Here is a 16427-nt window from a genome sequence, read left to right on the forward strand (position 1 = left end):
GTTGTGAGGCGTATTATTTATCATAAGATGATTTTAATGAGCACGCTGACCGCACAGTCTACTCATCAATCAAGCCACATAATATGGCACATCGCCATTGATGGTGGCACGATGCATGATACGATGAGCATCACCATAGTCAAATAATGCCTTATGCTGCGTAACACGATTATCCCAAATTGCCACATCACCTTCTTGCCATTGCCAACGCAAATGAAATGCCTCTTTAACAGCGTGCTGAGTCAAAAAATCAAGCAGCTCACGGCTTTCACTTTCTGGCAATTCATTGATTTTGGTGGTAAATCCTTCACTCACAAATAATGCCAGCTTACCTGTGTCAGGGTGTGTGCGTACTACAGGGTGGGAGACGGGTGGATTTTTGCGGTAAATTTCTTCAAGCCTTGCTTTTTCTGCCTTGCTTGCACCACCAAATCGCTCCTTTGGAAAAGACAGGCGAATGTCGTGCGTGGCGGTCAGACCCTTGATCTTATCTTGAATTTTTATATCCAATGCATCAAATGCCGCCGTACCACTTGCCCACAGCGTATCACCGCCCGACTTAGGGACTTTCACTGCTCGCAAGACACAGCCCAATGGTGGCGTTTTGCTGAAAGTTACATCGGTATGCCAAAGTTCATTATCCCTTAGGTCTGTCTCATGACTATCTAAAACGATCACCTCAGGGAAATTTGGCACTGTTGGAAAAACTGGGTGAATGTGCAAACTGCCAAGCGACCTAGCAAGATTGACCTGTGCTGGTGTTTGTAAGTTCTGATTACGAAAAAATATCACTTGATGCCTTAATAACGCTTCTTTTATTTGAGCAAGCACCCCACCCTTAATGCTGGCACCATCAAGGTGGTTTAGGTCTACGCCACTGATGATTGCACCAATGGTGTCTTTGATGGGCGTGATGGTAAAAGATTGTGATGTCATGATAAATCCTTTGGGCAGACCGCCCTAAAAAGCCAATGATATGGCAGCATGGTAATGACAATCATCAAAAGTTTAAAACAATAAAAATGAATTAACTAAGTATTGATTGGCATAAAACACGATTGGCATCAATCTTGTTTTATTTTGTGGATGAATTACCCAATACTCATCACCAAAAGCACGCTTTTTAAAGGAAATAAGCTGACGATGGTCATAAATTTTGTTATACTAAAAATGTCGCAATCATCAATTTTTGTATCTATGAGTCTTATGCTTACAAAGGGAGAAATATGATGTATCAGCATGTTTTATTGGTTACAGATTTGCAAGATGACACCGATTTGGTTGCCGCCAAGGCAAAATGGATTTTGAACGCCTCACCAAATGCACAGCTTTCGGTTTTGCACATTGTTGAAGAAACCATGCTTGGTTTTGGCTATGAACTGATTCCTGCATCCGCCTTGCATGAAGAGATTGACAACGAACGCTGTCAAGAAGCTCGCATACGCCTAGCACAGGTGCTTGCTAGAAATGATTTGCACGCACATAATATCAACATTAAAACCGCCATTTCGGGGAGAAAAGGCATTGTTGATTATTGCCATAATCATGCCATTGACCTAATCATTATTGGTCGCCACAAGCGTACAGGGCTTTCTGCATGGTTATCTGGTGCAACAGCAGACAGCATTTTGCCTGATGTAGATAGTGATTTACTCGTAGTACAACTTACGGCCGAATGATTTTGTCTTTAAAAAACTTGGACGCATCTCTTTTGAGCAATCGTGTTAACTTTCGTTTAATTTAAACCAACTTAGGATTACCATGTACGACATCATCGCCATTGGCAACGCCCTTGTGGATACCGAATTTAAAATCACCGACCAAACTTTGGCCGCCACAGGGCTGACCCGTGGCAACATGACGCTTGCCGAACTCAACACCCAAAATAGCTTATTTGCCACATTAGATCAAGCAGGACATCAACCTGCTAAGCAAGCAGGCGGCGGCTCGGCAGCCAACAGTATGGTAGCATTTGCATCATTGGGCGGTCGTGCATTTTATAACTGCCGAGTAGGTGGCGATGACATGGGCGATTTTTATCTGGCCGACCTTGAAAAGTCAGGCGTAGCAACCGATGCTGATATTGCCATTGATGCCGATGGCACAACAGGCTCGTGCGTGGTATTGGTTACACCAGATGGTGAACGCACCATGCAGACACATTTGGGCACAAGCGGTCAGATTGATGAAAGCAACATCAGTTTTTATGCCCTAAAAGATGCAAAATGGCTTTACCTAGAAGGCTATCTTGCAATGTCTGAATCCATCACAGATGGCATGGCAAAACTACGCACCCAAGCCAAACAAGCAGGCGTAAAAATTGCCGTCAGCTTTGCCGATCCTGCGGTAGTAAAATTTGCCAAAGACAAATTAAAGGCCATATTATCAGAGGGTATTGATGCAGTTTTTTGCAACCTTGAAGAAGCCATGCTTTATACAGGTGCAGACAGCCACGAATCAGCAGTGCGGGCACTAAGGCAGTTTTCTGATTTGGTCGTAGTAACCAACAGCGACAAACCAACCCTAATCGCTCAGCATGATGACATCATCAGCATACCCTCAGCCACCATCAAGGAAGTATTGGACACCAACGGTGCAGGTGATAACTATGCAGGTGCATTTTTATACGCTCTAAGCCACAACCACTCAATAGAACAATGTGGAAAACTTGCAGCTCATGTCGCAAGTCGTGTTGTCACACAATTTGGCCCACGGTTATCAAAACAAGACTACCAAGCCATTAAGCATGACATCTTGGACTAAATCAAAACAAAAAAAATCGCTCAAAAAACTTGGGCGATTTTTTGTTTTTTTAATGATGAGTGTGTCATTTATAATAAGCATTCTGACTTTGACTATGGTCAGTCTCATCAACAACCTGCATCAGCTCTGGAATTTGCTGTTTTAGTTGCACCTCCACGCCTTGACGCAAGGTAACATCAACTGCCGAACAGCCTTGGCAACCACCACCAAATTTCAACACTGCCGTCAAACCTGCTTCATCTTCTATCAGGTCTATCAGCTCTACCATACCGCCGTGGCTGGCAAGATTTGGGTTAATCTCTGATTGCAAGACATAGTTAATACGCTCTTCAATGCTTGCATCAGCACCAACTTGTGGGACTTTGGAGTTTGGTGCACGAAAAGTTAATTGCCCACCAAAACGATCTTTATTATAATCAATCACCGCATCATGCAGATATGGAATGCTTGGTGCATCAATATAAGCATTAAATGCCTCAAACACAATTTGTAAATCCTCTTCATCAACCTCATCAGGCTGACAGTAGCTCATACAGCATTCAGCGCGTGGTGTGCCAGCGTATTCTACAAAAATACGCACACCAACGCCTTCAATGTCTTGTTTGGCAAGCAAATCTGCCAGATAGGCTTGGGCTGATGGCGTGATGATGATATTGCTGGTCAATGGGGCGTTATTGTCTTTGTCGTGCATGACTTGTCTCTTTATAAAAAAATAATCTTGACCAAATCGGTCGGTTTATTCTCTTTTATATGGTAACATAAGATGGTTTTATCAAGGCAATTTGATGAACTTTTTCTTGTTGTTGTGTTTTTTTGATCATTGGTTATGATTTTTTGATTATTGTAGGTTTGTATGAATGATAAATTTGATTATTTGATTTTTATTGGGCGTTTTCAACCTTTTCATCATGGGCATGAATTTGTTGTCAAAGAAGCACTCAAAAAAGCCCATCGTGTCATCATGCTCATCGGCTCAGCCAACAGCCCACGCACCATCAAAAACCCTTTCACTTTTGATGAGCGAGCCGAGATGATTTTAAAAGCCTTTGATGATGAGTGTAGGCATCGCATTTGGTGCGCTCCTATTGATGACAAACTGTATAACGACCATCAATGGTTACAAAATGTGCAAACCGCCGTCTGCCATTTGGTAGAAAAAAATGCACGCATCGGCGTCATCGGACACACCAAAGACGACAGCTCTTATTATTTGTCATTATTTCCAAATTGGGAGGCGATTGAACTGCCCAATTTTGAAAATCTATCCGCCACACCGCTAAGAAAGCGTTATTTAAAAAATGGCGAAATTGATGAACAAATGCCAAAATCCTCACAAGAATTTTTGGCAAAATTTAAAAATACCAGCGATTATACTCATCTAACTGATGAATATGCCCACATTCAAACTTTTCAGGACGCTTGGAAAAACACGCCCTACCCACCCATATTTAATACCGCTGACGCACTCGTCATACAATCAGGTCATGTTTTACTGATTGAGCGTAAGGGAGATTATGGGTATGGACTGTGGGCATTACCAGGAGGGTTTTTAAACTCTCACGAAAGTTTGCTTGATTGTGCGGTGCGTGAACTACACGAGGAAACTGGACTGACCGTAGACAAACACAGCTTAAAATACAGCCAAATCTTTGACGCACCAGAACGCTCTTTGCGCGGCCGTACAATCACAAGCGTGTTTTATTTTGAGCTGACAGGTGCCAGCTTACCAAAAGTTGTGGGCAAAGATGATGCCAGCCAAGCCTTTTGGTTGCCCCTTGCCAACCTTGATGGCAAAATGATGTTTGAGGACCATTACAGCATCATCACCAAGATGCTCGGATTATAACATTCATTACATAACAGCACCCCAAAAGTAGTGCGTCCAACCTTTGGGGTGCTGTTGATTATTGCTAGTTTGAGGGCATCAATCAAATCGCCTTTGTACGCTCAATCAGCCACGCTTTTGCATCGCCATGCACACGATCAATGATCTCATCACAAACCTTTTTATGATAGTGATTAAGCCACTCTTTTTCTTGGGCGGTCAATAGCTCTGGTAAAATCAGACGAGTATCAAACGGACATAAAGTCAGGTCCTCAAACTTGGCAAATTCACCAAACTCAGTACGATGTGCTGGTACGGTTGCCACCAAATTTTCAAGACGAATACCCCACTTCCCTTCACGATATAGCCCCGGTTCGTTGCTGGTAATCATACCAATTTGCATGGTGCGTTCTGGTGTCGCAGGTGCATGATAAGAGATGACCTGAGGGCCCTCATGAACATTTAAAAAATATCCCACACCATGGCCTGTACCGTGGCCATAATCAAGACCTTGTTGCCACAATTGATTGCGTGCCAGCACATCAAGATGAGCAGATGAAATGCCCACAGGATAAACAGCCATCGCAAGGGCGATGTGCGCCTTTAATACATAGGTTACATCTTGTTTTTGTTCATCACTGATCTTACCCACGCTTGTCATGCGAGTGATGTCGGTCGTGCCATTATAATACTGTGCACCTGAGTCAATCAGCAACAAGCCATCACCTTTTAGCGCCATGCAAGTTTCTGGCTCGGCTTTATAATGGACAATCGCCCCATTACTACAAAAACCCACAATTGAATCAAAACTGGCTGATACATGATTTGGCTGACGACTACGCGCATCATTTAGCATGGCATCAATATCCACTTCATTTAAAGACTCACCTGACGCCACACGCTTTTCAAAGTCACTAAAAAATTCACAAAGTGCTGCACCATCTTGACGCATGGCTTCACGCACATGATCAAGCTCCTTGTCAGTTTTTATCGCTTTTAAAACAGTACTAGGATTCATCGCACGCAATATCTTGACATCATTCGGCACTTCTTTGATGGTTTTGACTGCAACTTTGGCAGGGTCAATCAGTAGCGTCCCTGAAACATTCGCCAGACCATCTATGACATCAGCATACTCTGCCACAACGATATTGGCAGATTGCAAAGAAGCCTTTGCATCAGCATTTAGCTTGGCAGTACCCACAAACAAAGTTGCTTTGTCTGCACTGATGAGCAAATGCCCCAAAAACACAGGATTAAAAGGTACATCAGAGCCACGCAGATTGGTTAGCCATGCAATGTCATCAAGGCTAGACACTAAATGAAAATCCGCACCAAGCTCACGCATTTTGCTACGCACCTTGGTCAGTTTATCCACCGACAAACCATCAACAAACTCCTCAGCATGAGGATAAATTGGTGCAGTAGGCAAGCTAGGGCGGTCTTGCCATATCTCAGCAAGCAAATCAATGTCGGTAACAAGCTTGATATTTTTGTCTTTAAAAGCCTCTGTCAGGCTGTCGGATTCCGCTACTGACAACACCGCACCATCAATAGCAACTTTTGCATCATTCGGCAAATGTTCTGCCAAAAATTTAGCAAAAGTCGGACGACCTTGTTGCATTTTTTGTAGCTCAATACCCACACCTTCAAGCTGAATCGGTGCTTGCACCCAGTAACGGCTGTCCGTCCACAATCCTGCAAAATCCTGACTGATGACCAGCGTACCGACCGAACCTGTAAAACCAGAAACCCAGCTTCTTCCCTCCCAATGCACTGGCAAGTACTCCGACATATGTGGGTCAGCAGATGGAATGATAACAGCATCAACATCATGTGATTGCATGAGTGTGCGAATTTTGGCAACGCGTTCACGGCGGATTTGAACTGAATTTGACATACGATTCCTTTTTGACTTTGGTATTTAATTGGTGGATAAGGCGTTTGCATCACAAAACGCCATTTTATCACAATCATCACCTTTTCCCAACATCAGTTACACCCAGCAATCTAAAATTACTCATACTTACTATAATCATGGCAAAATATAATACTTTTATTTTTCCAATTTAGCTCTTTATCGCTCTTTTGTAAAGACAACAGCACATCGCAATAACGATAAAAATGACCAAATAAAAAAAGGGGCAAATCCTGCTAACCACAGCAATTTGACCCCATCAAAGTAAACCTAATTTTTAGGTTAATTTAGGTTTGTAATGCTGGTTGTTTTTTTCAACATCACTTTTCAACACCACTTAGCATCTTGGTGATTGGCTTTGATAACACCAACAAAAGTACACCAGATACCACCAAGAATATTGCCAATGTCAAAAACAGCTTTGGCAAATCAACGATGGTCTCAGCCGACACATAACCAGCAGAAATAGAACCAATCAGGCCGCCCAATGAGACCGAGGTATACCACAGACCCATCATTACCCCTTGCATTCCTTTGGGAGCAAGTTGAGTCATACTACTCATGCCCACAGGTGAAATGAACAACTCAGCCAATGTCAAAAAGAACATTGATGATATCAGCCACGCCATTGAGACACCTGCACTACCACTCACAATAAGCTGACTTGCACCAATCATAATCGCAAAAGCCACTGCGGCAATCAGCATACCGAGCGCAAACTTCGTCATGCTATTTGGATTTTTGTGATGCTTGCCAAGCTTAATCCAAACCATGCTCACCACAGGAGCAAACAGAATGATAAAAATCGGATTTAACGACTGAAACCATACCGTTGGAATGCTAAAATCACCCAAATGACGATCAGTATAACGCTCAGCAAACAGATTAAATGACGCAGGTTGTTGTTCAAAACTTGACCAAAATAAAGACGCACCGATGATTAAAAAAAAGCACACCAACAGGCGTATCTTATCCGCCTTATCAAAACGCAAGCTCAAAAAAGCCCACCCAAAAAATAAGAACAACGCACCGATAATCAGATAGGTCAGCATATCACGAAGCATGACCACATTAATGCTGATGACATCTGTTATGATAAAAACCACCAAAGTGCACAATATCAAAAACAGTGTAAAAACCGCTTTGCCCACATGATTAACCTTGCGTACAGGTTTCTCCCAGCTTACCGTCATGCCTTTGCTATTGGCGTATTGAGCAAGCTGTTTTTTGGCAACAAAGCGATATATCAACAACGCAACAAGCATGCCCACACCACCGATGGTAAACCCTGTATGCCATTGCCCTTTTTCAGCAAAAAAGCCTGTCACCAAAGGGGCAATCATCGCACCAATGTTAATTGCCATATAAAATACAGTAAAACCAGAATCACGACGCTCATCATCTTGTGCATACAATGAGCCAACCATGACCGCAATACAAGTTTTAAATAAGCCTGTACCAAGCACCAGCAAAACCAAACCAATAAAAAACATCGTCATGCCAAGCATGGGAAAGGCAGACATACCAATGGCCAAATGCCCCAGTGCCATGATGATGCAACCCCACCACAATGAACGCTCCTGACCCAGCCAATTATCAGCCAACCAACCGCCAGCCAATGGCACAAGATAAAGCATACCACTAAACAGACCATAAATCGCCGCTGCCGTCTCATCATTAAAGCCAAAACCACCAGAGGCGATGGCAGTTGTCATGAAGAGCAATAATAGCGGACGAATGCCATAATAAGAAAAACGCTCCCACATTTCTACAAAGAATAATCCTTGTAGTGGTTTTGGGTGGCCCAAAAAATCTTTATCCAGTTGTTGAAAATCAGAATTTGACATCTTAACTCTTTTTTGTTTGTTTTAAGTATGATTTTTTGGTTAAAAACCAATTAATCGCATTATTTATTTTGGTAGCAATTCATACAATAAAAACAACCTTGCCGTACAACAAGGTTGTTTTAGGTATTGATGAATGATAAAACATCATTAAAAACTTATTTTTTTCGTCAATTTTAGCTTCGGTTTGTGCTTGTGCTTTTTGCTCAGCTGTTTCTGATACAGGTGCTGGATTTGTTGTTTCAGTAGGGGCAGTTTCAGCAGCTGGTTTATCTTCGGTAGCTGTTGCTTGTGTTGGTGCTTGGGTGTTTTCACCTGTTTGCTCAAGTTTTTCTTGAGCCTCCGCTACCGCAACACCGCTCGCCTGCGTATCCGCCGCTGGCATTGCTTCGGTTGTAGGGGCAGACTCCGCTACTGATGCTGTTGGCTGATGCTCTCCTGCTGGACGCAGCCATGCAAAAATAGCAATACCTGCAATCATCACAAGTAAAAGAACGATGCCAACTAGTGCCGATAGCGTTTCTTTGGTTGGGTTGTTATTTGATGCATCATGTGCCATAAATCACCTGTCGTAACGATGGTTGGTTGTTAAGTTAAAATAAATTTACTCTATTATATACCAAATTTTACTTTTTTGTACAATTCCTTTGACATATCAAGGAATTATTGTGCAAAAAAGCAATCAGCTTCATCAATGATTACTGATTATCTTTTGATGAAATTTTTGGTAGACATCAATCACGCACGCCTTTAGCTGTGTAGTATTTTTGGTTAAGACTGGTAGCAGATTGGCTATTTTTGGCCATAAAACTTAGGATAATAAGCAGTGCACTTAGCCCCAAAATAGGATAGCTACCAAACCGCACAAAAGGTGTTACACCAACCACCATTGGTACCTCGCCACGCAAAATGGTGCGTTTAAACTGTGGTGCCTGACTTTCGATTTGTCCTTTGTGATTGATGATGGCTGTAATGCCTGTGTTGGTCGCTCGAATGAAATAGCGTCCCGTTTCAAGACTACGCATTTGCACCATTTGTAGGTGCTGCCAAGGCCCTGCTGTCGTACCAAACCATGCATCGTTAGAAATTGTCAGCAGTACCTCGGCATTTTTGGCATTGAGGCGTGTCGTGTCTGGATAGGCCACTTCATAGCAGATGGCTGCACCCATGTTTTTATCCTTGACAGTCAGTGGCGATTGGGTGTCATCACCTGCACTGATGTTCACCGTCCCTTGCATATTGGCAAGGTCTGGCAAAATATTTAACAGCCCCGCAAAAGGCACATATTCCCCAAAGGGCACAAGGCGTTGTTTTTTATAAAGACCAACACCAGTATTGTCAATGGCAACAACACTATTATAGATCGATGGATAAGCATCTTTGGTCTCATCATATCCATCAAAATCACGATACATCAGCCCTGTTACCCAAGCTGAATCATGTTGTATGGCAGTGCTGGCGATATGATTGATAAAAGGTCTGGCCTCATTTTGAGACATTGGAATCGCTGCCTCTGGCCATATGACGACATCACGACCCCACTCGCTTTTGGATAAATTTTCATAAATTTCCAATGTATGTGTGCGATATTGGGTCAGCCATTTTAAGTCTTGAGGAATGTTGCCTTGCACAAGAGAAACGGACAATTTATCATTATTAATTTTGACCCAGTCAGCTTGACCGACTAAAAAACTTGCCAATAACGCCAAAACTGACAGAACAAAAAAAGCCAATTTTTGGCGGAACAACTCCACTACCGATGCTGCAAAAAATACCGCCACAAAACTGATACCAAACACCCCAAAAATAGGTGCAAGCCCATTTATCCAAGACTGCTCAGTAAATACATAACCAACAAAAAGCCAAGGAAAGCCAGAAAATACCCAAGTTTTAAGCCACTCTTGAATCACCCAAAGCGATGCAAAAGCAAGAGGTTGTCGGCCGACAAAGCGTACAAAAACCCATGCAAACACCGCATGAAATAGCCCCATCACCATCGCCATCATGCCAATCATGATGACCGCCAACCAAGACGAAATGGCACCATATTCATGAATCGAATGATACAGCCAAAAGGCACCAACCGCCCAAGTACCAAAACCATAAGCCTGCCCAATCCAAAAAGCCCTGCACGCACCATCTTCATTGATGAGCAGTGCATATAAAGCCATGACAGAAAATATCGCCACAGGCCATAAATGATAGGGGGCAAGTGCCAAACTAAACACCCCACCAGCAAGCAATGCCAATAGCATTGCCACACCCACAGGCAAGCCAATGGCACGCTTTTGTCTGATGGTTGATTTGGCTTTGTTGGTTGGAATGACTGGGTGGTAAATGGACTTTGTTGTCATAAAAATTTTCTTATGGTGATTTAAAAGAGGCTTTAACAGTGCTTAAAATGATACGCAAAGAAACACAAAGCAAGGTTTGTGTTTTTAAAGTTGAACAACTGGCTTTTGACAACCTTAAAAAAACACCAAATCCATGCCTTGCAAACTTTTTTGGTTTTTTTTGGTGATTAATTTACATTCTTCCCAAAATATTGCCACCAATAATGGTGATGAACTCTTGTGCAAGTAATAATCCAAAAATCGCCGCAATCGGAGATAAGTCAAGCATACCAAGATTAGGTATGATACGGCGAAACGGTGCAATGATCGGCTCGGATAACTGCATGATGAGATATGCCACAGGGTGTGAGACATTCATCAACATCACAACCCAGCTTGCAATCACCGACCCAATGATGATGTAGCGTAGCATCGCTAAAAATTTAATGATGGCCTGAAGCGTCCCCACAAAAAACAGCGTTATTGCATCTATTGATTCTTTTAAAATAAAAACATTTGCTGTCATATTGACCCAATACAACAATAACATCAACACAATCGCCGCTGTGCTGATATGACGCTCCGAGCCAACATTAGGAAAGATACCAGAGAACACATCAACCACGCCTGTCATACGCTTGGTAGCTTGCATATAAGGGCTTTTTGCATCCACTTGGGCAAATTCAAACATAAACCGTAAAAATAACACCACCAATGCAAAATTAATCACAGCATTAGCAAGAATAAAAAGAGGTGTATTCATAAATACCAAACCATTACTCAAATCCAAATTTTAATCAAACCGCCAACAAGTCAGCCTTGGCTTAATATGCCACCAAGCTCACGACTGCGATAAGCACAAGCGTCCATGCCATCTTGAATGGCTCCTGCCAAGCCTTTTTCATCAAAAGCCGCCAATGCTGCAGCGGTCGTACCGCCTTTTGAGGTTACCTGCGCACGCAAAGTTGCTGGCTCAGCGTTTTTTGCCAGCTCGCCTGCACCGATAAGGCTTTGAATGGCCAGAGCCTTAGCACTGTCTTTATCCAGCCCCATTTGTATCGCTTTTTCAATCATATTTTCTAAAATATAGAAAAAATATGCAGGTGCAGAGCCTGCAACTGCTGTTACTGCGTGCATGAGATTTTCATCATCAAGCCATACAACAAGGCCAGAGGCACTCACGATGGCATTCACGATGGCCTTATCATCATCATTCAGATGATGGGCAAACAGCCCTGTCGCCCCAAGTCCTATGGCTGATGGTAAATTTGGCATACTACGGACAATTTTTGTGTAGCCATTGAGCATATTTTGTAAAGCCTCAACCGATAGCCCTGCTGCCACAGACAGCACAAGCTGAGTGGATAGATGCGGTGCAATTATTTGACACACCTCTTTCATCACTTGTGGCTTGACCGACAGCACCACCACATCAGCATCAGCAACAACAGTCCATGCCTCATCTGGGCCAATCGCTTGCACACCCTTGGCTATGAAAGATTGACGCTTAGGCTCATTACGGTCGGATACGCAAATTTCAAAATCAAGCCCTGTGGCATGTTTAACTTTCAACAGCCCATCAATGATGGCATTAGCCATATTACCACCGCCAATAAAGACGATTTTTTTGTGATTCATGACATTATTCAAATTATTCATAGCATTCCTTAATGACCACCACTCATCAATATATCATATCGGTTAATACATCAGCGATTCACGCACCATTGTACACCATCTACACCCATCAAGCAAAGTAAGCACCCTTTATCATGACATCTTTATTGTCAAGTCGCCATGCACACCCGACTGTAAGCAACAAAACTGGCCTATCCTCACAACAAACAAGCCATAAATTATCCCTTAGCCATACAGGGATACCAAGTGTCTGCATAAGCTTTTTACCGTGTAGATGTTTATGAAAAAATGGCACAACCATTTGTCGTGTTACGCTTTTTATGGTGATAAATCGCCCTATCAAGTCATCAGGGATCTGCCAATGTATCATACAATTTTTGCAATTTTTTAGGGTAAAAATACCACCACAGCCCCCAAAATCAATGGCATCATCTCCTTGATTCTCCGCCAGTAGACAGTCCCAAGCATCATCACGATAACGGTAGATATACTTGCCATATCGACCAATGACATAACCGCTTTCCCCTTGCCAAAACAGCTGTGTCTGATGGTCATTGCTTGTGCGATGAACAAGATGCAACACATCTTGAACCAGCCTATGACTTGGCGGTAACGGCTCATCTTGTGTCAGCCACGCATGAATCAGGGCAGATTGCAACAAGTGTGGGACAGTTGTCAATTTATCAATATCCAACACCTCACAAAATGGAGGCTGTGAAAATGTAGCACTCACCACCCAAGCCATTTTTTCACCAACAACCCAATCCACAATCTGGGCAGACTGTGCTAAAAGCTCGCCAGTTCTTGCAATATTTTGTATCGCTTTTGGGTTAATTTGCTTTAAAGTCGGCATGACATGATTGCGAAGTCTGCCACGCACATACTTATCATCAAGATTGGTCAGATCGTCCACATAAGGCAAATGATGCTGTCTGGCAAATTGGCTAATCTCATCACGAGTGATGGTCAGCATGGGGCGAAAAAGCCGTATTGTCTTGTCTTTGCAACATTTTTGTTGCCAAACTTTGATTGCTGATAAACCCTGCACACCCGCCCCATTAATAAGACGCATCAGCATGGTTTCGGCTTGGTCGTTCGCATGGTGAGCAACCAACAGTACATCGCCATCATTCATCACATTCATGAAGGCATCATAACGAGCAATTCTAGCAGCGGTCTCGCTATTTTTTTGTAAACTGACAGGCAATATCTGGCAGATAAAACCTTGTTCGCCTGCCCAATTTTGCACCAACTTAGCCCAATCATCATTGACGCTTTGCCAACCATGATGCACATGAAGCAAGGTTGGTAACATTGGTAATTTGCCTTGTTCATAGAGCAATTTGCACGCCCACGCCAAGGCAAGCGAATCTCGCCCACCACTACACGCCAAAAACAGCTGACCGTCTGCCAAGTTTTTTTGATGAATTTTTAGAATTTGCGATAATTGATCAAGCATGAATCAAACTGACAATAAAATTAATAGCAAAGTAGAAAATAGATGGTAAGACTGGCAATAAAAAAGCTAGAATATCATCATTCTAACTTTTTTAAGCATTTTTTGTGAAGTTTTTTTTAAATCAAACCAACAACAATCACAGCGAAACCGTTGAGTTGAACGACATCAAACGCTGATAACGCTGTTCTAACAGCTCGTCAGTTGGTAGTTGTTTAAGTTCATCAAGCTGACGAGCCAGTGTGGCTTTTAGCGTGTCCATGACCAATTTAGGTTCTTGGTGTGCACCCAAACCCTCTTGAATGACCTCATCAATCAACCCAAGCTGATACAAATTATTGGCGTTTAGTTTTAATGCCTCAGACGCATCAGGTGCTTTTTCAGCGGTTTTCCACAAAATAGATGCACAGCCCTCAGGGGAAATGACCGAATAAATACTGTTTTCAAGCATATTGACTCTGTCTGCCACACCAATAGCAAGTGCACCACCTGAACCGCCCTCGCCAATAACGGTGGCAATGATAGGTGTTTTAAGGCTACTAAATACCGCAATTGACTTAGCAATCGCTTCTGCCTGACCTCGCTCTTCAGCACCCACGCCAGGATACGCACCTTGTGTATCAATAAAAGTAAACACAGGCAGGCCAAAACGCTCAGCAAGCTGTACTAGGCGGATAATTTTGCGATAGCCTTCTGGGTGTGCCATACCAAAATTATGGGCGATACGCTCACGAGTTGAACGGCCACGATGCTGACCAACCACCAACACAGGCTCACCATCAAAACGAGCCAAACCACCGATAATCGCTCTGTCGTCTGCAAAGGCTCGATCACCATGTAGCTCATCGAACTCAGTAAACATCTCCGACACATAATCTAAAAATAATGGTCGCTTGGCATGGCGAGCAAGCTGAACACTTTCCCAAACTGTACTCATCTTTTTATCCTAAATGAACAAATGTAAACTTAGTTAGTGTAGCATATTTTTTGATATTTGCTAATTATTTTGTCATTTTTTTAAATGGCCAATGTCAAATTCACTGCTTTTTAGATGCCACCTAGGCCACTTCAAGCACCACACCCCATTTGGCAAACTGTACCACATCAGCATTTAGCTGCGTACCGATCAGCTCTGCGTGCAAGCCCTCACCCACCGAAACTTGCCAATGGTCTTTTTTTACAATTTTAAGCGAAATTGGCGCTGCTTTGGTGGTACGGCTTTGATTAGCTTGCACCGCCAAACGCAAAATTAAGCAAAGATAGAGCAATTTGCGACCACCTAAATTCTCCACAGTCTCAAGTGCATCTGCCTTTAATTTGCGTCTATGGTGCAAGGCAATTTGTGCCATCATCGCCTGCCCCGCCTGAGAAAATCCTGCAATGTCAGAAAATTCTAGCAAATAAGCACTGTGCTTTTGATAATTACTGTGTCCAATCGCAAGCCCAATTTCATGCAGATTTGCCGCCCGTCTCAATAAATCACGGTCTTCATCATCAAAATCCAACTTGTCTTTACTGCTTTCAAACAGCCTTGCACAAGTTGTCATTACCCGATTTGCCTGCTTGATATTGACCGAATATCGCTCTGCCATCGCTGCAATGCTACGGTCTCGCACATCTTCATCACCAGACCGACCCAACATATCATACATCACCCCCTCACGCAATGCTCCATCAGAATAGCCAAGTTGCTTGATGCCAAGCGTCTGCATGATGGCATATAACTCTGCCACACCCGCAGGAAAAACCGCTTGTCGGTGTGCCTTTACACCTTCAAAGTTAATCTTATTGACTTTACCAATCTTGATGAGCTGGTGTTTTAATTTCATCATGCCTTCAATGGTGATAAACTCATCTGCCAAACCCAGCTCTTGTAGCACAAGCAGTGTTGCCTTGGCCGTACCACTTGATGCAATGACATTATCCCAGCCAACTCTTTTATAGCGTTTTGCAATAGATAATAGCTCGGTTTCAGTGGTTTTCATGGCATTATCAAAAGCAGTTTCGGTAATCTTGCCATCGGCAAAAAATTTTTTGGTGAATGACACACAGCCCATCTGCAAACTTTCCATTTCAAGTGGCTCAAAACCCTGACCAATGATGAACTCGGTTGAACCACCACCGATATCAATCACCAAACGCTTATCAGTACTGGCGTTTGAGTGCGACACACCCAGATAAATCAAACGCGCTTCCTCACGCCCTGCAATGACCTCAATGGGGCGTGGCAACAACCGATTAGCACGCCTGATGAATTCTTGTGCATTCACCGCCTTACGCAAGGCATTGGTCGCCACAATGCGTAGTAGACTTGGATTGACCTCGGTTACATGCTGAGCAAAACGATGCAGACAATCAAGTCCTCGTTGCATTGCTTCACCAGACAGAACATTGTTTTCATCAAGCCCTGCGGCCAACTGAACCTTCTCAGAAATCGATGCCACCTTACGCACTTCACCATGATCAAGGCGTGCGATGGCAAGATGAAAGCTATTTGAACCCAAATCAATCGAGCCGATCAGCTCTTCTCGACCAACCAAAGCCTCCGCCTCGGTGATGGATTTGGCGATTTGCTCATGACGCATGGTGGTATCAATTTGCACAGTTTTCATAAGTTTTCCTAAATTTTTATTTCAATACAAGTACATTT

General features: G+C 43.1%; 14 protein-coding genes. 3 read left to right on the top strand and 11 right to left on the bottom strand.

Annotated features, from left to right (window positions below):
* Window positions 1-69 precede the first annotated feature (69 nt).
* On the bottom strand, window positions 70-936 hold the full coding sequence (gene tauD, locus U9670_RS05190; protein WP_323841139.1) for a taurine dioxygenase: 867 nt from the start codon (window positions 934-936) through the stop codon (window positions 70-72).
* Between the two features lie 293 nt (window positions 937-1229).
* On the opposite strand from tauD, the gene U9670_RS05195 reads away from it, so the two are divergent.
* Both U9670_RS05195 and U9670_RS05200 read left to right on the top strand, forming a co-directional pair.
* Window positions 1230-1679, top strand: coding sequence for a universal stress protein (locus tag U9670_RS05195; RefSeq protein WP_323841270.1), 450 nt, complete (start codon window positions 1230-1232; stop codon window positions 1677-1679).
* An 82-nt stretch (window positions 1680-1761) separates the two neighbouring features.
* Complete coding sequence (locus U9670_RS05200; protein ID WP_323841138.1) at window positions 1762-2763, top strand: adenosine kinase; 1002 nt, start codon at window positions 1762-1764, stop codon at window positions 2761-2763.
* A 64-nt stretch (window positions 2764-2827) separates the two neighbouring features.
* Here the strand turns inward: U9670_RS05200 and nfuA are convergent, their stop codons facing one another.
* Window positions 2828-3454 carry a Fe-S biogenesis protein NfuA gene (gene nfuA, locus U9670_RS05205; protein ID WP_323841137.1) on the bottom strand — a complete coding sequence of 209 codons (627 nt, stop codon included), beginning with the start codon at window positions 3452-3454 and terminating at the stop codon, window positions 2828-2830.
* 162 nt (window positions 3455-3616) lie between these two features.
* Between nfuA and U9670_RS05210 the strand changes: the two genes are divergently transcribed.
* Window positions 3617-4609 carry a bifunctional nicotinamide-nucleotide adenylyltransferase/Nudix hydroxylase gene (locus U9670_RS05210; RefSeq protein WP_323841136.1) on the top strand — a complete coding sequence of 331 codons (993 nt, stop codon included), beginning with the start codon at window positions 3617-3619 and terminating at the stop codon, window positions 4607-4609.
* Window positions 4610-4691: 82 nt separating this feature from the next.
* On the opposite strand, the gene U9670_RS05215 is transcribed toward U9670_RS05210, so the two are convergent.
* The 9 genes from U9670_RS05215 to ppx all read right to left on the bottom strand — a co-directional run bounded on the left by U9670_RS05215 (window position 4692) and on the right by ppx (window position 16362).
* Entirely contained in the window at window positions 4692-6488 is a 1797-nt protein-coding gene (locus U9670_RS05215) for an aminopeptidase P family protein (protein WP_323841135.1), read from the bottom strand.
* 338 nt (window positions 6489-6826) lie between these two features.
* Window positions 6827-8353 (bottom strand): peptide MFS transporter, encoded by a 1527-nt coding sequence (locus U9670_RS05220; protein ID WP_323841134.1) that lies wholly within the window; start codon window positions 8351-8353, stop codon window positions 6827-6829.
* 79 nt (window positions 8354-8432) lie between these two features.
* Entirely contained in the window at window positions 8433-8909 is a 477-nt protein-coding gene (locus U9670_RS05225) for a hypothetical protein (RefSeq protein ID WP_323841133.1), read from the bottom strand.
* Window positions 8910-9084: 175 nt separating this feature from the next.
* Complete coding sequence (gene lnt, locus U9670_RS05230; RefSeq protein ID WP_323841132.1) at window positions 9085-10704, bottom strand: apolipoprotein N-acyltransferase; 1620 nt, start codon at window positions 10702-10704, stop codon at window positions 9085-9087.
* Between the two features lie 172 nt (window positions 10705-10876).
* Window positions 10877-11446: a YggT family protein gene (locus U9670_RS05235; RefSeq protein ID WP_323841131.1), complete on the bottom strand. Its 570-nt coding sequence runs from the start codon at window positions 11444-11446 to the stop codon at window positions 10877-10879.
* A gap of 50 nt (window positions 11447-11496) precedes the next feature.
* Window positions 11497-12342 carry a pyrroline-5-carboxylate reductase gene (gene proC, locus U9670_RS05240; protein ID WP_323841130.1) on the bottom strand — a complete coding sequence of 282 codons (846 nt, stop codon included), beginning with the start codon at window positions 12340-12342 and terminating at the stop codon, window positions 11497-11499.
* Between the two features lie 88 nt (window positions 12343-12430).
* Complete coding sequence (gene tilS, locus U9670_RS05245) at window positions 12431-13780, bottom strand: tRNA lysidine(34) synthetase TilS (RefSeq protein ID WP_323841129.1); 1350 nt, start codon at window positions 13778-13780, stop codon at window positions 12431-12433.
* Window positions 13781-13916: 136 nt separating this feature from the next.
* A complete protein-coding gene (locus U9670_RS05250; protein ID WP_323841128.1) occupies window positions 13917-14714 on the bottom strand; it encodes an acetyl-CoA carboxylase carboxyltransferase subunit alpha in 798 nt (265 codons plus the stop codon).
* A 121-nt stretch (window positions 14715-14835) separates the two neighbouring features.
* Window positions 14836-16362, bottom strand: coding sequence for an exopolyphosphatase (ppx, locus tag U9670_RS05255; protein WP_416381496.1), 1527 nt, complete (start codon window positions 16360-16362; stop codon window positions 14836-14838).
* Between the last annotated feature and the right edge of the window lie 65 nt (window positions 16363-16427).

The organism is Moraxella tarda (genome assembly GCF_035181405.1).
Lineage (GTDB): Bacteria > Pseudomonadota > Gammaproteobacteria > Pseudomonadales > Moraxellaceae > Moraxella.